The organism is Lactobacillus helsingborgensis (genome assembly GCF_003173695.1).
In the GTDB taxonomy this organism is placed as follows: domain Bacteria; phylum Bacillota; class Bacilli; order Lactobacillales; family Lactobacillaceae; genus Lactobacillus; species Lactobacillus helsingborgensis.
Genome location: NZ_CP029544.1, coordinates 1127615 through 1147062 on the forward strand (window position 1 = coordinate 1127615; position 19448 = coordinate 1147062).

Consider the following 19448-nt stretch of genomic DNA (forward strand, 5'->3'; position numbering starts at 1 on the left):
TTAAATTATTATTTCTGAACTGGAACAAGTTAATAATTTTATAATAACACGTTAAATTAAATTTGCAAGTTGAATATTAATCTTGTTTTAATTAGTTTTATATTTGTGTATATTAAAAATAATTTAATGACTTTTTATTATAACTAATTTTTCAAAACAGCAACACTTCAATGGTTTTTGCATTAACAATTACTTGGCATAACCAACTTGATACCAGAGACTGTTACTTTGCGATGGTCTCTTAGAATAACCGGTTAATGCACTATTAACAGCGGTAATTTCATAGGAATTGCTCAAAGGTATGACATAAGCTTCATCAAACATGTATTGCTGCCATTTGTGAAATTGCTCCACACGATATTTATGATTAAAAGCTTTTTGAGAATCTAATGAATTCATCAATTTAGTATTTTCTGATGTAGCAAAGCGACTATAGTTGGATGGTGCACCAACATCATATAATGCAGCTGGAGAAGGCTCGCTTGATAAGTTCCAGCCAGCAATAAACATATCGACTTCAGGAGCATCATGCTGCACTTTATCATAAAAAGCATTAAATTCTGTCATCCTATTGCCAACTAATTCAACATCTAAGCCAATTTTATGCCATTGTTGAATATAGTTTTGAACTATGGGCTCATCCATAGGAGTACGGCTTTTTGCCAAAAGATTGATTTTAAGAAGTTTACCATTTGGTTGAACACGCCACTTACCTTTTTTCTTATAACCGGCTTTATCCAAAATTTGATTAGCTTTTTTTAGATTATAATTATAGCCCTTAATATCTTTATTGTAATAATCACCAAACTGTGCTGGGATTAATGTAGGAACGTGGAAAGTTAATCCATTGGTATAGTGCTTTGAAACTTGTTTAACATTCATTGCATAGCCAATTGCTTGTCTTAGAGACTTGTTTGCCATCTTAGAATTCTTGTTCATGACATTTTTATTTGTTTTAGCATCCCATTTACCTACTTTTATACCTAAATAATCATATGCTAACGGAATCTTAGCTACAAAATTGACTTTTTTAGTATTTTTAATATCCTTCCAGTAAATATTAATGACATCTATCACATCGAATTTGTGGCTCTTTATTGCCTGTGTGGCTGACTTGGTGGATACAACCTGACAGACAATTTTGTCTAATTTAGGTTTTCCTCTCCAATAATATTTATTGGGAGTCCAAGTTGCTGATTGACCACGAACTAACTTAGATAACTTGTAAGGACCAAAATAAAGCGGCTTTTTTCTAATTTTGTCAGATGATTGTAATTTACTAAACGGGACATCCTTCAAATAGTGATAGGGTGCAGCTGCCTCCCAAAAGTAGCCATTACCACTGTTAGTCATACCCGGCTTGAGCTCCGTGTAATGCAAAACCATCTTTCTACCAGATTCACCATCCGGCATTTCTATTCCAGAAATTGTTTTGGCCTTACCTTCATGAAAAGCTTTCATCCCTTTGATAAATTCAAATTGACTAGTATATCTTTCCGTCTTAGTCGCTTTTGATGCCATAATTTCATAGGAGTATTCCATATCTTTGGCAGTGACTTGCTTACCATCAGACCACTTTACGCCCTTTTTGACTGTAATCGTAACCGTTTTATCTTTTTGATTAATTCTCAAAGTAGCGGGACCTTTGTCATTAATTCTATAATTATCGTCCGTATCAAAAAGAGACTCATCTGCTGGTCGAGCAACATTAGCGTCAATTTGCGTCATGGAAATTTCATCACTAAAAATCCCAGTAAAAGGTGAATCGGTTTCAATCGCAATTTTTACAGTTCCACCCTGCTTTACTGCTTTTTTCGGCACTGTTTGAGAAAACTTGTTGGCATTCTTTGCATCATTACTATTACTTTTGTTATTATCTTTACCACATGCTACTAAAGTCAATGCTGCAACACTGATTAATCCTACAGAACCAAATATTCTTGATTTTTTCATTTTCATAACTCCTTTTATTTATTTATGAAGTTGTAAAACAAACTTATTATTAAATTTATTAAATAATAGCACATAATATTAAAATTTCAATATAAACCTTTTATTTATCTAATTATTTATTATTTTTAAGCTAATGTTTAAGCGAAAAATGACAAAAATATGGATAATCTTAATTGATTCTGCTAGGTTAAATAGTTAGTTTTTCATGTTTTCTCCTTTTTCTTTGTTTACTAAGAATATAAAACCTGATATTGCTTTTGCAACATCAGGTTTTTGTAATAATTATTAATCATAATTGGTGTAATTTCCGGTCTCGGTTGAGTTTCACGTTTTTTCTTAGGAAACCGGTTTTTATTCGAGGTGGTTGTATTAAAAGCTGACCGTATGATACAAAATAAATTACATCTGTAACTGAAAGTTTTTTAATTTACTAATTTAATTTTTATCTAACATAAAAAAGCATTTTTTAACCAAAAATGCTTTTTAAGAATGAATATCTCTTAATTTTCTCTTTGTCTTGCGTCACCTGCTCTTTGAAGTGCACGACCAACATAATTTATGCTTAGTGAGATTGCCAGCAACAGAACCGTAGCAGGAACCCAAAGCCACGGCCGACTAACAACGTTAGTCGGATCATTGGCAAAACCAATCAATGTACCAAGAGACGGAACAGTAGAAGGAAGTCCGTAATTAATAAATGATAGGGTAGTTTCAATACCAATATTTCCAGCAATTGTTAAAACGACATCAATAATTAACATCGAGCCAATATTGGGTAAAACTTCCCGAAACATAATCTTGATATCAGATGATCCAGAAGTCTTGGAAGCTAAAACATAGTCCCTTTCTCTTTGAGAAAGGACAAAAGCCCTAAAATATCTAGCGGTTCCAGTCCAACCAAAAATTGAAATTATCCAAACCAAAGTTACAGAGCTATAGTGAGGAATAACTGTAACCAGTACAATTTCAATCGGCATAGCTGGTAAAACTTGAACAAAATCTACAATTCTCATTATGACAGCATCAATATAACCACCATAATAGCCAGAAACTAGACCTACAATCAGACCCACAGTTTCACAAACGAGGGTCACTCCCAATCCAATTAAAATTGAGTTACGACCACCCATAATTAGAAGTTGTAATATGTCACGGCCCCCATCATCAGTGCCGAGAAAGTGCCCGCTAGTACCCCAGCTGATATAAGCATCAAGGATTTTCGTTTCAGTTACTTGATCAGAGTGCAAAAATAGTGAACCACCAAACGTAAATAGAAATATTATGACAATCACTATAAATGCAGTTAGAGCTACTTTGTCTTTAACAACTTCTCTTGCAATTACTTTAAAACTTGAAGCAGGAGAAGAAACTTGCTGTTTTTCTTCTTTAGCAGAAGTGTCTTTTTCTTTCTTAAACATTGTTTCTTCCTCCCTTATTTTATCCTAATCCTTGGATCAACTATACTCATGATAATATCAGAAAGTAGGTTGCCCAGAAGAGTTAAAATACCAAAAATCAAAATTAATGCTGTAAGTGTAGTGTAATCACGTTGGTCTATTGAATCCAAGAAAAGTTTACCCATACCAGGATAACTAAATACTGTTTCAATAATCATGGACCCACCTAATAAACCAGTGATCACAGTCCCAAATGAAGAAGCAATAGGTAAAAGTGAATTGCGCAGGATATGTTTATTAAATACGACATTTTCTGGAACACCCTTACTGTGCGCCGTACGGACATAATCTTCAACCTTATTATCAACAATCCCTGTTCTCAAGTACTGGACAATACCAGTAGTTGTTATCAAAGCACTCAAGATAGCAGGTAAAATCATATGATAAAGTTGACTGCCGAGTGTACCCCAAAAACCAGAAGCATTAGGGGAAACAGACCCTGAAATAGGGAACCACCCTAAAGTAAAACCAAACAGCCAAATTCCTAAAATGTAGAAAACAAAGCCTGGAATAGCAAATGTCACATAATTAAATATTTGTACTGCTTGATCCTGCCATTCATCTTGATGACGTCCAGCAATGACACCTAGAGGAATAGAAATAGAATAACTAATAATTGTCGTTAATAAAGATAGCCAAAAAGTATTAACTGCCCGATCCGCAATTAACGATGTTACAGGTACGTGCTGAATATAACTGGTTCCTAAGTCGCCTCTAAACAAATTGCCTAGCCAGCGACCATATTGTACTGGTGCTGGATCATATAACCCTGCTGCTCTCTTCAAAGCTTCTATTTGCTTAGGGTCAGTATTTGGATTTATCTGACCACTAAATGGATCACCTGGCATCATTTTTGCCAAGAAGAAGACCAAAATACTTAAAATGATTATTTGCGGAATCATAACTAAAATTCTTCTTAAAACTGTTTTCCACATAATTAGTCTTCCTCCTTTTCATTCATTTGTTCTTGTTTAACCTCTTCTTTGGGAAGAGCTACCCAATGCCTTCCAGATACTTGCTGCAAAGGATATACTCGACCATCTTTGTCGTACCATTTGCTTTGGTCATTTTGAAATTCTTGTTCAACTTTTTCACGATGCTTTTTATGTTCTTCACGATGTTCAACATCAACTTGAGGAATAGCTGAAAGTAATCTTTTAGTGTATATATGAACAGGATGATTATAGATGTCTTCACGAGACCCTATTTCGACTAAACGACCTCTATGCATGATAGCCAAGTTTTCAGACATGTGCTTTACAACACCCAAGTCATGGGAAATAAAAAGATAAGCTATATTATATTGTTGTTGAATATGTTTCATGAAATTTAGCACCTGTGCTTGGACTGATAAGTCCAAAGCACTGGTAGGTTCATCAGCAACTACTAAACGGGGATTGGTGGCAACAGCACGAGCTACACCAATTCTTTGTCTTTGTCCCCCAGAAAATTCGTGCGGATATTTATAAATTGAATCACTTGGCATCCCAACAATATCCAATAATTCTTGTACCCGATCCCTTTCTTGATCTGTCGTTAGATTTTCAAAATTACGGATTGGTTCAGCGATAATATCTTCAATGCGTTTTCTCGGATTAAGACTTGACAAAGAATCTTGAAAAATCATCTGCACATCTTTGTTATAGTTTAATTTGCGCCGATTTCTTGATTTAGTAATGTCAACGCCCTTATAAAAAATGTGCCCACCAGTAACTTTTTCAACACCGACTATTGCTTTACCAGTCGTGGACTTTCCTGAACCGGATTCTCCAATCAGACCATATGTTTCACCTTCGTTGATGGTAATACTGACATCATCAACTGCGCGCACATAATCAGTAATTCTGTTCCAAAAGCCTGATCTGATAGGATAATGAACCTTTAAGTTTTTTACCTGAATAATCTCTTTAGCCATATTTATTCCCCACTTACTTCATCTTGAAAGTGGAATGTCTTCCAACAAGTACATCTTACCCAGTGACCAGGTTCAACTTCGTGCATTACCGGATTCTTTTCATGAGCACTAGCTGGAATCCATGGGATTCTAGCTGCAAACCTGTCTCCTTCTCTAGGCATATTTTGCAATGATGGAACTGTTCCCTGAATAACGTGCAAATCTTCTTCTTCATCCTCAGACTGAGGCATGGAATTAAGAAGAGAGCGTGTATATGGATGCAGAGGATGTTCAAAAATTGTCTTAACATCAGCTTTTTCAACAATTTGTCCACCATACATAACAGCAACTTGATCAGCTGTTTCAGCCACTACTCCTAAATCGTGGGTAATTAAAATAATACCAGATTGAGATTCTTTTTGAATATCTTCAAGTAAATCAAGAATTTGAGCTTGAATAGTAACATCTAAGGCAGTGGTCGGCTCGTCCGCAATAATGATCTCCGGTTTACATGCAACTGCCATAGCGATCACAACACGCTGTCTTAATCCCCCAGAAAGTTCAAAGGGATACATTGCATAAGTTTCTTGCGGCTTGGGCATTCCAACTTGATTGAAAAGTTCGATTACACGATCATGCCGTTCCCTTTCCTTCATATTAGTATGATAATATAGAGTTTCTGCGACCTGATCACCGACACGCATCAACGGGTTCAAACTAGCTAAAGGATCCTGAAAAATCATGCCAATCTTATTACCACGTATTTTATCAAAGAGTGATTCATTTAAGCCTACTAAATTCAATTCATTATAAAGAATATCACCAGTGACTTTCGTGTTTTTGTGGTCATACAAGCCAATAATACTAGATGCAATTGTACTCTTACCACATCCAGATTCGCCTACAATAGATAGAATTTCATTTCGCTTCAATGTTAAATTGATATCATCCGCAGCATCATAAAACTTTCCATTTAAACGATATGCAGTATGCAAATGCTGGATATCCAGTAAGAGATCACTTTGTTTTTCCAAAGGTCATTTCCCCTCTCAAATTTTCAAACAATTTATTAAAGATATTTAATAAATTTATTTAATTTCTAATTATAACCATGAAACTTGTCGTATGCAAATTTATAATTAAATTTTTTGTTTATTTTTTATGTGCAACAATGTAATTAACAGCATCTCCAACTGTTTTTATTTTTTCTGCATCTTCATCAGAAATCTCGGCGCCGAATTCATCTTCTAATTGCAGAATGAATTCTACCAAGTCAATGGAATCAGCGTCCAAATCACTTGTAAAGTTTGTATCCTTGGTAATTTTATCCTTATCTACTTCAAAGTTATCTGCCAACATATCACGTATTTTTGTAAAAATCTCTTCTTCAGTCATTTTAGTACTCCTTGTTAATATTATTCTTTATTTGCAAATTCAGCTTTAAACTCATCAATAATTTTTTCTTGTAGTATTTTATCAACTTGTTTAAGAGTGAAATAAACAGCACGTTCACCTGAGCGTCCATGCGTTTTTACCACTGGTGCATTAACACCAAGCAGAACCGCTCCACCGTATTTATCAACATCAAATTTTGACACTAGTCCTTTTAATGCCTTTTTGATCATTAATGCTCCTAATTTAACAAAAAGACCATTATTTAGCAAACTGTTTTTTAAGAGGTGGATTAAAACTCCCGAAGTTCCCTCAATATTTTTTAAGACAGCGTTGCCAGTAAAACCATCAGTTGCAATAACATCAGCTTTACCATCAAGGAGTTCATTTCCTTCAATATTGCCAATAAAGTTTAATTTACTGTCGAGCAGTAGCTGATAAGCTTTTTGATGAACATCATCGCCTTTATCATTTTCTGCTCCATTATTGAGTAAACCAACTCGGGGATTGTTTATGCCCCTCACCTTTTCGGCATAGTATGAAGCCATTTTGGCCCAATCAAGCAGATATTCCGGCTTGCTCTTAGCATTTGCTCCAACATCTATCATATTAAAACCATCATCAGAATTTTTAACAGGTAAAGTCGGCATTAAACCAGGACGAGCTACACCCTTAATACGGCCAATGATAAATATTCCGGAAGCTAAAATAGCACCAGTGTTGCCCATTGAAAAAAGTGCATCAGCCTTGCCTTGCTTCACAAATTGCGCTGCAACGACAAGTGAGGAATCCTTTTTTTGGCGAATGGCTTTTACGGGTTCGTCCTCATCCTTAATAACTTCAGTAGTATTCACAATTTCTATTTGACTTATATCATTACCTAATAAACTTTTTATTTTAGTTTGATCGCCAAATAAGATGAATTGAGTATGGGGCAATTCTTTCTTGACTCGTAATACTGCTTTTATAACAGCTTCAGGTGCTTTTTCTCCACCCATTGCATCAATTGCAATAGTTTTCATAGTTACCACAATCTTTTCTAAGTTCTTTTTTGTTGTAATTGTTTATATTCTAACACTTGCTTTAAATTTTCATTTGCTGGATTCTTTAATGAAGGATCAGTTCTAATTAATTTTTTAGCTTCTTTTTGCGCAACGACCATCGTTTCGTAATTATTGACTACACTGCCAACTTGAAATTCTGGTAAGCCAGACTGCGCTTTGCCAAATAAGTCCCCTTCACCACGCATCTTCAAATCTTCTTCAGCTAATTTAAAACCATCTGTAGTTGATGCCACGATTTTCATTCGATTTTTACCGGCTTGAGTATTGGGATCGGCCAAAAAAATACAATAACTTTGAGTTTTTCCTCTACCTATTCGCCCCCTTAATTGGTGCAATTGACTGATGCCAAAACGATCAGCATTAAAAATTACCATCATATTCGCATTAGCCACATCAACTCCAACTTCAATCACACTGGTAGTCACTAAGATGTTGATTTTGCCCTCCGCAAAATCACTCATAATTTCATCTTTTTTATTTCCAGGCATTTGCCCATGCAACAATTCAACTTGTTCTTGCGGAAAATCATGTCTTAATTTAGTAAAAAGCTGTTCAGCATTTTTTAAATCAAGAACTTCAGATTCTGAGATTAACGGTGTGACGGCATAGATTTGAAAGCCCTGCTTTAACTGCTCTCGCATCAACTGATATACTTGATCCATTTGTGTACTTGTTTTCCACGAAGAAATTATTTTTTTACGACCAGCTGGTAAATGATGTATTTCTGAAATGGTCATATTACCATAGACAGTTAAAGCAAGTGTTCTCGGAATTGGCGTCGCAGTCATAGCCAAAATGTCTGGGAGATTGCCTTTATTAATTAAAGCTTGTCTTTGATTGACACCAAAGCGATGCTGTTCATCAATAATCACCAATCCTAATTTTTTAAAAATCACATTTGGCTGTATTAAAGCATGGGTACCAATTACTACATTAATTATGCCCTCAGTTAACTCATGATAGATTTCTCTTCGTTCCAAAGTTTTTGTAGTACCCGTTAATAATGCGCAGCGCACACCTAAAGGCTTTAGTAATTCATCAATTTTTTTAAAATGCTGCACGGCTAGAATTTCGGTAGGCACCATAAGCGCCACTTGGTAACCAGCTGTAATTGCGGCAAAAATTGCATAGACAGCCACAATTGTTTTACCGGAACCCACATCCCCTTGCAACAGCCGCTGCATTTGAATTGGGGAAAAAAGATCAGCAAATATTTCATTAATCACTTTTTTTTGATCTGGCGATAATTCAAAGGGCAATGCTTTGGTAAGCTTGGCAATTTCTTTTAAATCGTACTTTTTGGCATATCCCTGATTACGCGGGTTAAGTTCTGTTAATTCTGCCAGTTCGGTTTGAAAAATAAAAAACTCTCGAAAAATGGCACTTCTTTTGGCTAACTTGGCTTCTGTCAGATTTTGCGGATGATGCATCTGCTGCACAATTTTTTGCTCAGGTAACAGCCGATACCTTTGCCTAATTGATAACGGAACAATGTCCGCCACATTGTCAGAAAATTCGGTTAAAGCAATATTTATTATGTCGACTAATTTTTTCTGCTTAATGTAGCGATTTACCGAATAAATTGGCGCCATGCCACTGTCATTTTCTTTAGCAGCGATAAATTTAAACGCTGCCAGACTTTGGCGCGCCACGTTATATTTGCCGTAAATTGCTACTCCTTTACCAACAATGACCTTTTCTTTTAACCACGGTTGATTAAAAAAATTGACCATGACAACATCATGGTCAATTCGTAACTTAAAGCTTAATTTGCTTTTTTTATATCCAAATCGGCTCACAAAAGCTTCAGTCGCTACAATTCCTTTCAACATTACCTTTTGCCCATCCATGATCTGGTCAAGTGGAATTGTCTGCAGTTCATCATAGCGAAATGGAAAATAATATAACAAATCATAAATACTATAAATTCCCAGACTACCCAGTGCGGCGGCGGTTTTAGTACCGACACCCTTCAAGTCAGTCACAGGAGCAAATAGTTCTTTTGCAATCATAATTATTCAACAGAAATTAAAAAGTTGTATACGGGTTGACCACCATCATGAATTTCAAATTCAAGGTCGTCGTGCTTTTTCTTAACAGCATCTACAAGTTGTTGAGCTTCTTTTTTATTAGAATCGCGCCCGTACATCACAGTAATAATTTCCGCATCTTCATCAAGCATTTTCTCAATCATTGTTGAGGTAGCAGTGATTAAATCTGTATTCGCAACTTTAATATCACCGTCTACAATGCCCAAGAAGTCATTTTGATGAATTTCAATATCATTAATAGTAGTGTCGCGATTAGCTTTGGTAACTTCTCCTGAAACAACTGTATCAAGTGCATCAGTCATGTTTGCTACGTTATCATCTAGAGAATCATCAGGATCAAATGACAGCATTGCCGTCAAACCTTGTGAAATAGTTTTTGTAGGAACTATGCCAACTGGTATATCGCTAACTTCTGCTGCTTGTTTGGCTGCCATGATAATATTACCGTTATTAGGCATTACAATAGCTTTCTTGGCACCTGATTTTTTGATGGAGTCAATAATGTCTTGAGTTGAAGGGTTCATTGTTTGACCACCAGAGATAATGCGGTTTACTCCTTCACTCTCAAATAATTTTCTAATACCATTGCCGGAAGCAACAGCAATTACTGCAAAATCAACGCTCTCCTGATTTTCTTCACTGTTGTTAACTATTGTTTCATGCTGGATCCGCATATTATCAATTTTGATTTTTCCCAGCTGTCCGAATTGACTTCCATAAGCAAAAATGGCAGCAGGATGCTCAGTATGAACATGAACCTTAGCTACTTCGTCATCAGAAACAGCTAAAAGTGAATCTCCTAGTTTAGATAAGTGATCTCGAAATTCATCTAAATTGAATGTCTTTTTATTAGGAACATCGGCAGTTAAGTCAACCATAATTTCAGTACAGTAGCCATTAGCAATATCTTGAGTTGAAAGTTGAGATTGAACTGACTGGTGGTGCATTGCATTAATCATTTCATCCATTTCACCTTCATCAGGCTGGTAGCGATCAGCAAATTCCTCACCAAGAAGACCTTCTAGAAAGCCTTCATAAATAAAGAGCAGCCCTTGACCACCTGAATCAACTACGCCAACTTGCTTTAAAACTGGCAATAAGTCTGGTGTAGTCTTCAGCGCCTTTTTTGCACCTTCAACGATTGCTTTCATAACTTCTTCAACATCATCGGTTTCATTGGCCTTATTGGCGCCTTCTTGCGCACCAACTCTAGCAACGGTCAAAATAGTACCTTCAACTGGTTTCATCACGGCTTTATAAGCTGTTGCAACACCATTAGAAAAAGCATTTGCCAACTCCTGTGCATTAAGAGTTTTCATACCCTGAGTTGCTTTATAAACGCCTCTGAAAAGTTGGGAAGAAATAACCCCACTATTGCCGCGTGCTCCCATCAACATCCCTTTAGCAAGACTTTCAGTTAAATCACCGACGCTATTACTTGTGTTTTGAGCAACCGCTTTAGCACCACTTTCAATAGTTAAGTTCATATTAGTTCCTGTGTCTCCATCAGGAACTGGGAAAACGTTCAAAGAGTTAATAAACTCTGCGTTGCGACCAAGTCTATGTGTAGCAACGCGAACCATATCTCTAAATTTCTTACTATCTATTTCCTTTAAAACCAATATTTCTAACCTCCGCTTGAGTTATTCGTCAAGCACTTTGACACTTTGAACGATGACATTGACAGCTTTAGTTTCAATTCCAAGTTGATTTTTCAAATTAAACTTTACACTATCTTGAACGTTGCGGCTGACCTCGGAAATTTTAAGACCATAGCCGACAATTATATAAACATCAACCGTAATCTTATTATCCTCAGATTTAACAACAACTCCGCGTTTATAATTTGCACGATTTAATATTCCATCGAAACCATCACGGATAGCATTTTTTGAAGCCATGCCGACAACGCCATAATTGGATGTAGCTGCGCTACCAACAACAGTTGCAATCACTCCGTTTGAAATATCAATCAAACCATTTTTTGTTTTGATTTTTACAGCCATGTTTACCTCCGTATCATTGTTCTCAATATTATGTATCTATTTTATCATAGTAATCAAGTTTAAATACAAAAATCCCTTCTTAAAAAATACTTTTGCAGTTGCAATGATCTTAAAGTTATGCTATCTTAACTTAGTATGAAAACACAACAAAGGAGGTTTAGCAAATGGCAAAAGATTATATTACTGGCAAAAAGACAACTTTTGGTAATACACGTTCACACTCACTGAATTCATCACGTCGTGCGTGGAAGCCAAACCTTCAAAAAGTTCGTATTCTTGTTGATGGCAAGCCTAAGCGAGTATGGGTTTCAACTAAGACATTAAAATCTGGTAAAGTTACCCGTGCATAATAAGTTTTAAAAAAACTAGCAGAATCAATTCTGCTAGTTTTTTGTTTCTTAAATATTTTGAAAACGATCAATATCTTTTGATTGAATAACAGCAACAGTGCCTTTTTTTAAAGATAGTTCAAGCGGCTTTTTTTCTGATAGAAATTCATTTGAACTGAAAGAAATCGGATAATCCCCGTTAAAGTCAGCTAGAGAGTATTTGGCACCGGCAATATTTAAGTGCTGTACTGCAGTTAAAGTGACAACGCCAAAATAATTGTATTCAGGTTCTTGGTATATCGTGTGTTTGCCGGCATTATAAAATTTAATTGAGTTTTGCTGGTCAATAAGTTCTATTTTTTCAGCAAAAAGATTAAATTCAGGTTTTAATACCATCAGCAAGTTAGACATAAAATGGTCTAATCTGCCCCCTGTTGCTCCAAAAATAGCTAAATGCGATACCTGATAATCACAAAATGCACACCGCATAATGAGCTCGCTATCCGTTAAGTCTTTTTCTGGAAGTGAATACCTAATATCACTAACTTTACTCTCAATTCGCTCTAACTCATCTTTTTGTAGAGAATCAAAATCTCCGACAGCTAAATCGGCAGTTAAACCCAGTTCTTCTAACAGAAGTGCGCCCCGATCGACGCCAATAATTAAATCTTTACTTTTCTTTGCTGCTAAAAGTTTTGCCTTAATATTGCTAGGCCATTGCTTCTTAGGTGCACCTAAAAGAGCCCATGCTTTCATTTTAAAATCTCCGCCAGCTCATCAACTTGCTTATTAATATCTCCCTCACAGAAAAGATAAGAACCTGCCACAAAAATATTAGCGCCAGCCATTTTTGCCTGTTTTGCAGTTTGGGCATTAATACCACCGTCGACTTCAAGCGGAAAATCAGCTTTAACTAATTCTTTAACCTGACTAATCCTTTTGACAGACTCGGGAATAAATTTTTGTCCACCAAATCCTGGATAAACCGTCATCAGTAATATTTGATCAAGTTTAGGGATAAACTTGTTTAGGACAGAAATCGGGGTATCAGGGTTAAGAACAACACCAGCCTTAACGTGATTTTGCTTAAGATAGTCCAACCAGTAATTTAGCTTTGCTTCATTCATTGCCTCATAATGCAGCAGCATTATTTGTGCACCGGCTTTAACAAAAGCAGGCACTAACACGTCTGGATTATTGCTCATCAAATGAATTTCGGCCTCTAAATGAGGAAACTCTTTTTTAAAATCTGAAACAAGCTGAGGTCCAAAAGACAAATTCGGTACAAAATGTCCGTCCATAATATCAATATGAAAACGTGTTATACCAGCCTTAGCTGCTATTTTAATATCATCTTTAAGATCAAGATTATTAATATTTAAGATTGATGGTGCAATCAATTTTTTCCTCCTTATTTTAAATATTCAGGTAATCTGCCATTTTCGATTTCTTTGCGCATTAATAAGTAATTTTCATACCGGGATTTTTTTATTTGCCCTTCTGCAACTAACTGCTTTACTTCACACTTAGGTTCATTTATGTGCTGGCATCCCCTAAACTTACAGTTTTGACTGGCCTTTTTGAACTCAATAAAATAATCACATAATTGGTTTAATTTTATCGGAGTTAGATCAATAGCAGAAAATCCCGGCGTATCAGCTAGGTAGCCGTTACCTAATTTAAAAAGTTGTACCGTCCTGGTAGTGTGTTTACCACGATTTAAACTTGTAGAGATAGCAGCAGTTTTTTGCGCTAAATCTTCCTTGAGAGAATTGATCAAAGTCGATTTACCGGCACCAGATTGACCAGCTAAAGTCCAAATTTGCTCAAAACCGATATTAACTGGTAGTGCTTTACTTACTGCTTCTTGACCTAAGTAAATTTCATAACCGATTTTTTGGTAATATGCAAGATTTTCGTTAATATCTGCAAGTTCTTCTGACTTGGTTAAGTCGCTTTTAGATAAATAGATGCTTACTGCCACATTTTGCCATGAAAAGAAAGTTAAAAACCTGTCTAAAAGTGGCAATGAGAAATCTGGTTCGACTGCTGAAATTACCAGCAGGACATGGTCAACATTGGCTAATGCAGGGCGACCAATCAAGTTTTTACGTGGCAAAACTTTCACTAAATAACTGGTACCTTGGTCATCTATTTGTATTTCAACGTAGTCTCCTACAGTAGGTTTTAATTTATTTTTGCGAAAAACTCCTCTAGCCCTAGTTCTTACAACTCGACTTTTGGTCTGCACATCATAAAAACCGGCGATTAGGCCAGTAATAATTCCTTGAGTATCTTTAGCCATTTTTGACCTTCTCACTTAAAATAGTTTGACCGTCGCGAACAACCTTAAGTGCGCCAGGTCCATCTTTAAGCTGGAACGGAATTGAAAAGTTCATATCTCGTTTAATGTATAAATCGCGATATATGTCGTCAATTGAATGATTGTCATCTGCAATGTAAATTTGGATATGATTGCCACGATTGTTATCAGAATCATCTTCATCATTATTTTCATAGCTGACTGTGAAGTTTTTAATTGCAGTAAGATTGCGCTCCTTTTTCTGCCCTTCGGAAACACTGATAGAAATTGTACTTCCACGTGGTACTTCAGTTCCTGCAGCTGGACTCATTGAAATTATCATACCCTTTTTTACCTTAGACGAGTATGCCGAACTAACCTGCAAGGTAAGTCCATGCTTGTGGGCATATTCTTGGGCATCTTTTAAGGAATAGTCTTTTAAGTCCGGCAATTTAATCATATGGTGCTTGGCACGATCGTTTTTACCTTTTGAAACGGTTAAAGTAATAGTAGTTTGTGTAGGTTTGACTTCAACATCTGCTGCAATACTCTGCCCAATAACATGATTAGGTGGCACGCTAGCAGAAAACTGATTTTCGCGAATTACTTCAAAGCCCATCTTTTCTAGTTTTTCAACTGCAATTTCATATTCATCCCCAGTCACATCTGGTACTTTAACCATGCCGGCACCGTCAGAAACATAAAGATCGATAAATCTGCCCCGCTTTATTTGTGAACCTGCTGGAGGCGTAGTCTTAATGACTTTGCCCTGATCAATACTATCAGAACTTTTATGCTTTATTCGACCAACTTTTAAGCCTACATTTTCAAGCTCATTCCGGGCTTTTTTTTCGCTTAAATTTGTTACATCAGGTATGCGCACATCCTTACGACTATTATTGGTCAGAACAAAAATCATTAACCCAGCAATTAAAACGGCAGCAAATCCGATAAACATCCACCACCATTTATGCTTGCGCATTGCCTGCGTAAAACTGGCTTTTTTGGGGCGAGAATTTTCTGTCATGTTCTCAGTGTTGGTCTGGTCCTCCTTTATTTCCTCTTTTTGCTTAGAATTAGGTTTAAAATTAGGTAAAATAATTGTTTCATCATTATTATTACCATGTGTCGGATTAAAAAGCGGTTCGTTAGCGCGGCTGGGATTAAGGCTAGTATCTAAATCATCCTGCATTTGTTTAGCAGAATGATAGCGATCTCTTGGATCTTTGGCAGTTGCTTTTAAAACAACATTTTCCAGCGCTTGAGGGACCTCGGGATCCTGCTTTCTAATTGAAGGAATTGGCTCCTGAGCGTGTTTTAAAGCTATTGAAACAGCCGAGTCACCATTAAATGGTACATGTCCAGTAATTAATTCATATAAAATTATTCCTAAAGAATAAATATCTGACTGCTTGGTAACCAGCCCGCCGCGTGTTTGTTCAGGAGACATGTAGTGCACTGAACCAATAGCAGAGTTAGTTTGAGTAACTGAATTTTGGTTTAAGGCAACTGCAATACCAAAATCAGCAATTTTAATATTGCCATGCTTATCCATTAAAATGTTTTGCGGCTTAAGATCGCGGTGAATAACATTATGTTTGTGCGCTAAAGACATTGCACTCAAAATTTGATCCATAATTTTAATTACAAGTCTTAAATTTAAGGGCGAATTTGTCCTAATATAGTCCTTTAGATCTGGACCATCGACGTATTCCATAACCATGTAAGGCAGGCCGTGATCTGCTCCAACATCAAGCACCATAACAATATTCGGATGACTTAATTCACTGGTCGCTAAAGCTTCTCTTTGAAAACGTGCTAATGTTTGCGGTTCTTTTTGTAAATCTAAGCGTAATATTTTTACCGCAACTTTGCGTTGCAGGATGATATCTTCAGCAAGATAAACATTAGCCATCCCACCTTCGCCCAACGTATCAATAATCCGGTAACGATCTCCCAGTAGATAGCCTTTATTAATCACTACTCATCACCGCCTTCATTCAAAATTAGGCAAGCAGTGATATTATCCTCACCGCCAACGCGGTTGGCTTCATCAATTAATTTTTGGCAGCGTTCTTTTAGTGATAGGTCTTTTGTAGCTAAAATTTGCTGAATTTGAGGGTCACTTAAAGAGTTGGTTAAACCGTCTGTACATAACAAAATAATATCATTTTCACCTAGCGATACTTGTCTATATTCGGGATCAATCGTACTTGAAACTCCTAGAGATTGAGTAATGATATTTTTTTGAGGGTGGTTTCTGGCCTGCTGCTTAGATATTTGGTGCAACTTTACCAGCTCATTAACAAGAGAGTGATCTTCCATTAATTGGGTAAATTCACCAGCTGAATAGCCGTAAGCACGTGAATCGCCTAAATGTGCAATCAAAGCTTCATTTGTAAAAACGATTGCCAAAACAATAGTAGTTCCCATGCCATTGAGATCTGGAAAACGGTCAGCAGTTTTCAAAATAGTTTCATTTTCACTACTTAGCTGCACGTTAAGCCATTTTTGTGCTCTATCACAGTCATAAAAATCGGTATCAACAAAATTATGACCTAAATGGCTGACAGCCATTGTAGAAGCAACATCGCCACCCTGGTGACCTCCCATACCATCACAAACTATTGCCATTAAAGCATTGTTTTTATTCTTAAAAACCTGTACGGAATCTTGGTTACTTTTGCGTATTCGTCCAATACTAGAAGCAAATGCTGTTTTAATCAAAACTTTAACCTCGCACTATAAACTTTGCAATAAAAAAGCCATCACTATCATAACTATCAGGTAAAATCTTTAACATGCCGCTAGGAGCCGATAATTTACCTGCTGTAAAAGGTTGCAGCCCAAATTGAGAATGTGTTTCTAAAAAAGATTTTACTACATCTTCGTCTTCTTCTTTTGTAATTGTACATGTTGAATAGACTAATTCACCACCAGCAGATATTAAGGAACTAATATGATCCAAAATTTCAAGTTGTATTCTTTGTAAATTAATAAGATCAGACTTTGTTTTAGTATAACGTATTTCAGGCTTGCGCCTGATAAGACCTAGACCAGAACATGGTGCATCAACTAAAATTTTAGCAAATTCACCTTTGTCAAAAACTGTATCAGCCTTTCTGGCATCAAGTGGCTTAACCAGCACCTTAGAAGCGACATTCATGCGCCTGCTGTTTGCCAATACTAAATTTAGTTTTTTCTCATGGATATCTAAAGCAGTAACTTGCCCCTGAGGTAAGTTTTCAGCGATTTGTACCGTCTTTCCGCCGGGAGCACTGCAAGCATCAAGTACTTTTTCATTTCCAGAAAAATTGAAAGCACTTACTGCCAAACTAGCAGCTTCATCTTGAATTGTCAATTTTCCTTCATGAAATAATTGCGTCTTAAAAACTCCACCATGGGCTAAAATCAATTCATCATTGGCTATTTCAGAATCTACAGGGGCAAAACCTAAATTAGTTAAATTTTCCTTAACTAAGTTTTGTTCTGCTAAATGAGAAACTCTCACAGTATTTTTTGCGCTTTTATTAATGCTGGCTAAAATTTTAGCAGCTCTCTGTTCACCCCAGTGACTAATCAAATAACTTACCAACCATTTCGGAGTACTTTCTTTTACACTAAGATAATCAATTTGATCTTTTGCACTTGGCAGAACTGAGCCCTGTCTGATTAAAGAATGCAAAATACCATTCACAATTTTATAGCCCACAGAATGTTTCTTGCCGAATTCTTTGGCTAATTTGTTGGCTTCATTCAAAACTGCCCTGTTAGGAACACTATCCATGAAAAAAATCTGGTATGCAGACAGCAAAAGCAAGGGGTAAAGGTAATTCTCCTTTAGCTTAGTTTTGATTAAACGCCGCAGTTGATACTCTAAATATATTTTCTCTTGAATAGTACCGTAAACTATTCTAGCGGCAAAATTCTGGTCAGCCTGTGAAAGGTTACTTTTTATTAAGTTATTATTCAAACTGATATTGGAATAGGAATTATCATCTAAGACACGGATAAGCGTCTGCAAAGCCACCGCTCGGGCACTTTTAAGAGTCGACAATTTTTTCACCTATCTTAAACTTTTGGCCCTGACCATTTAAAAAGCTTTTAATCGCCATTTTATTCTTACCAGCAGGTTGAACTTCAATTAAATTTAAAACAGTGTTGTCTGCAAAACTGATAGCAAAGCGGTCTTTATTAGCCACTACACAGCCTGCTGGCAAAGCAGTTTTATCTTGGGCAACTTGAGCTTGCCATATTTTAAACCTTTTGTTATCAACTAGTAGATATGCACCTGGATCAGGATTTAGTCCTCTAATTAAATTATTGGCAGCAGCTGCTGTCATATTTAAAGTGATTTGCTCCTGCTTTTTGCTAATATTAGGAGAAAAAACTACTTTACTGGTATCTTGTGCCTTTTTATTTTCCGGATTAGCAATTATTTGAGGCAATGTTTTCAGTAATAAGTCACGCCCCAGTAATGACAGTTTTTCAAATAACGTACCAGCAGTATCATTCTCATCAATATCAATAGCCTCTTGTGCATAAATATCCCCGGCATCCATTTGCTTAACCATTTCCATAATAGTTACGCCGGTTTTTTGGTCACCGTTAATAAGAGCATATTGAATTGGTGCTCCTCCGCGATATTTAGGCAAAAGTGAACCATGAACATTAACAGCAGCAATTTTAGCTGATTGCAAAAGTTTAGTTGGTAAAAATTGCCCATAAGCAGCGGTAATTACCAAATCAGCATGCATCTCAACTAATTGATTAAGTTCGTCTGATTTACTTAATTTTGCAGGTTGAAAAACAGGCAGATTTAACTTTTCAGCCAGTTCTTTTACTGGAGACTGCGTTAGTTTTTGTTTTCTGCCCACTTTTTTGTCAGGTTGAGTTACTACGGCTTTAATTTCGTAATTACTGTCCGAAAGTGCCTTTAATATAGGAACAGCAAAATTCGGCGTTCCCAGAAAAATTATTGATGTCATTAAACATATCCC

General features: G+C 36.3%; 18 protein-coding genes. 1 reads left to right on the forward strand and 17 read right to left on the reverse strand.

The window, feature by feature from the left end; all coding sequences use genetic code 11:
* Positions 1-189 precede the first annotated feature (189 nt).
* From DLD54_RS05320 to DLD54_RS05365, 10 genes are all read right to left on the reverse strand, one after another.
* Positions 190-1953: an oligopeptide ABC transporter substrate-binding protein gene (locus DLD54_RS05320; RefSeq protein ID WP_109918504.1), complete on the reverse strand. Its 1764-nt coding sequence runs from the start codon at positions 1951-1953 to the stop codon at positions 190-192.
* 500 nt (positions 1954-2453) lie between these two features.
* On the reverse strand, positions 2454-3371 hold the full coding sequence (locus tag DLD54_RS05325) for an ABC transporter permease (protein ID WP_109918505.1): 918 nt from the start codon (positions 3369-3371) through the stop codon (positions 2454-2456).
* Between the two features lie 14 nt (positions 3372-3385).
* Positions 3386-4345, reverse strand: a complete 960-nt coding sequence (gene opp4B / locus DLD54_RS05330; RefSeq protein WP_109918506.1) for an oligopeptide ABC transporter permease — start codon at positions 4343-4345, stop codon at positions 3386-3388.
* A gap of 2 nt (positions 4346-4347) precedes the next feature.
* On the reverse strand, positions 4348-5325 hold the full coding sequence (locus tag DLD54_RS05335; RefSeq protein ID WP_109918507.1) for an ATP-binding cassette domain-containing protein: 978 nt from the start codon (positions 5323-5325) through the stop codon (positions 4348-4350).
* 2 nt (positions 5326-5327) lie between these two features.
* Positions 5328-6338, reverse strand: a complete 1011-nt coding sequence (locus DLD54_RS05340) for an ABC transporter ATP-binding protein (RefSeq protein ID WP_038523088.1) — start codon at positions 6336-6338, stop codon at positions 5328-5330.
* Positions 6339-6456: 118 nt separating this feature from the next.
* Positions 6457-6699, reverse strand: a complete 243-nt coding sequence (gene acpP / locus DLD54_RS05345) for an acyl carrier protein (RefSeq protein WP_038523089.1) — start codon at positions 6697-6699, stop codon at positions 6457-6459.
* Between the two features lie 20 nt (positions 6700-6719).
* Positions 6720-7718 carry a phosphate acyltransferase PlsX gene (gene plsX, locus DLD54_RS05350; protein WP_109918508.1) on the reverse strand — a complete coding sequence of 333 codons (999 nt, stop codon included), beginning with the start codon at positions 7716-7718 and terminating at the stop codon, positions 6720-6722.
* Between the two features lie 17 nt (positions 7719-7735).
* Positions 7736-9772 carry an ATP-dependent DNA helicase RecG gene (gene recG / locus DLD54_RS05355; RefSeq protein WP_109918509.1) on the reverse strand — a complete coding sequence of 679 codons (2037 nt, stop codon included), beginning with the start codon at positions 9770-9772 and terminating at the stop codon, positions 7736-7738.
* Positions 9773-9774: 2 nt separating this feature from the next.
* Positions 9775-11433, reverse strand: coding sequence for a DAK2 domain-containing protein (locus DLD54_RS05360; RefSeq protein WP_109918510.1), 1659 nt, complete (start codon positions 11431-11433; stop codon positions 9775-9777).
* A gap of 21 nt (positions 11434-11454) precedes the next feature.
* Positions 11455-11817: an Asp23/Gls24 family envelope stress response protein gene (locus DLD54_RS05365; RefSeq protein ID WP_034981534.1), complete on the reverse strand. Its 363-nt coding sequence runs from the start codon at positions 11815-11817 to the stop codon at positions 11455-11457.
* Positions 11818-11981: 164 nt separating this feature from the next.
* Here DLD54_RS05365 and rpmB point away from each other — a divergent pair, with 164 nt between their 5' ends.
* Complete coding sequence (rpmB, locus tag DLD54_RS05370) at positions 11982-12167, forward strand: 50S ribosomal protein L28 (RefSeq protein WP_038523104.1); 186 nt, start codon at positions 11982-11984, stop codon at positions 12165-12167.
* Positions 12168-12215: 48 nt separating this feature from the next.
* Here the strand turns inward: rpmB and DLD54_RS05375 are convergent, their stop codons facing one another.
* From DLD54_RS05375 to fmt, 7 genes are read right to left on the reverse strand one after another with little or no spacing between them, the layout of a single operon-like run.
* Positions 12216-12902 (reverse strand): thiamine diphosphokinase, encoded by a 687-nt coding sequence (locus DLD54_RS05375; RefSeq protein ID WP_109918511.1) that lies wholly within the window; start codon positions 12900-12902, stop codon positions 12216-12218.
* Positions 12899-13546 (reverse strand): ribulose-phosphate 3-epimerase, encoded by a 648-nt coding sequence (rpe, locus tag DLD54_RS05380; RefSeq protein ID WP_233559196.1) that lies wholly within the window; start codon positions 13544-13546, stop codon positions 12899-12901. Before rpe ends, DLD54_RS05375 begins: the two co-directional genes overlap by 4 nt.
* 11 nt (positions 13547-13557) lie before the next feature.
* On the reverse strand, positions 13558-14451 hold the full coding sequence (rsgA, locus tag DLD54_RS05385) for a ribosome small subunit-dependent GTPase A (RefSeq protein ID WP_109918513.1): 894 nt from the start codon (positions 14449-14451) through the stop codon (positions 13558-13560).
* Positions 14444-16429: a Stk1 family PASTA domain-containing Ser/Thr kinase gene (gene pknB / locus DLD54_RS05390; RefSeq protein WP_109918514.1), complete on the reverse strand. Its 1986-nt coding sequence runs from the start codon at positions 16427-16429 to the stop codon at positions 14444-14446. The genes rsgA and pknB overlap by 8 nt, the downstream gene beginning before the upstream one ends.
* Complete coding sequence (locus DLD54_RS05395) at positions 16429-17175, reverse strand: Stp1/IreP family PP2C-type Ser/Thr phosphatase (protein WP_109918515.1); 747 nt, start codon at positions 17173-17175, stop codon at positions 16429-16431. Before DLD54_RS05395 ends, pknB begins: the two co-directional genes overlap by 1 nt.
* A gap of 4 nt (positions 17176-17179) precedes the next feature.
* Positions 17180-18505, reverse strand: coding sequence for a 16S rRNA (cytosine(967)-C(5))-methyltransferase RsmB (gene rsmB / locus DLD54_RS05400; RefSeq protein WP_109918516.1), 1326 nt, complete (start codon positions 18503-18505; stop codon positions 17180-17182).
* On the reverse strand, positions 18492-19436 hold the full coding sequence (fmt, locus tag DLD54_RS05405; protein ID WP_109918517.1) for a methionyl-tRNA formyltransferase: 945 nt from the start codon (positions 19434-19436) through the stop codon (positions 18492-18494). The genes rsmB and fmt overlap by 14 nt, the downstream gene beginning before the upstream one ends.
* Positions 19437-19448 lie beyond the last annotated feature (12 nt).

Coding starts and splice junctions, on each gene's coding strand:
- DLD54_RS05320 (WP_109918504.1), bottom strand. CDS start 1,953: ATGAAAAAATCAAGAATATTTGGTTCTGTAGGATTAATCAGTGTTGCA.
- DLD54_RS05325 (WP_109918505.1), bottom strand. CDS start 3,371: ATGTTTAAGAAAGAAAAAGACACTTCTGCTAAAGAAGAAAAACAGCAA.
- opp4B (WP_109918506.1), bottom strand. CDS start 4,345: ATGTGGAAAACAGTTTTAAGAAGAATTTTAGTTATGATTCCGCAAATA.
- DLD54_RS05335 (WP_109918507.1), bottom strand. CDS start 5,325: ATGGCTAAAGAGATTATTCAGGTAAAAAACTTAAAGGTTCATTATCCT.
- acpP (WP_038523089.1), bottom strand. CDS start 6,699: ATGACTGAAGAAGAGATTTTTACAAAAATACGTGATATGTTGGCAGAT.
- plsX (WP_109918508.1), bottom strand. CDS start 7,718: ATGAAAACTATTGCAATTGATGCAATGGGTGGAGAAAAAGCACCTGAA.
- recG (WP_109918509.1), bottom strand. CDS start 9,772: ATGATTGCAAAAGAACTATTTGCTCCTGTGACTGACTTGAAGGGTGTC.
- DLD54_RS05365 (WP_034981534.1), bottom strand. CDS start 11,817: ATGGCTGTAAAAATCAAAACAAAAAATGGTTTGATTGATATTTCAAAC.
- rpmB (WP_038523104.1), top strand. CDS start 11,982: ATGGCAAAAGATTATATTACTGGCAAAAAGACAACTTTTGGTAATACA.
- DLD54_RS05375 (WP_109918511.1), bottom strand. CDS start 12,902: ATGAAAGCATGGGCTCTTTTAGGTGCACCTAAGAAGCAATGGCCTAGC.
- rsgA (WP_109918513.1), bottom strand. CDS start 14,451: ATGGCTAAAGATACTCAAGGAATTATTACTGGCCTAATCGCCGGTTTT.
- fmt (WP_109918517.1), bottom strand. CDS start 19,436: ATGACATCAATAATTTTTCTGGGAACGCCGAATTTTGCTGTTCCTATA.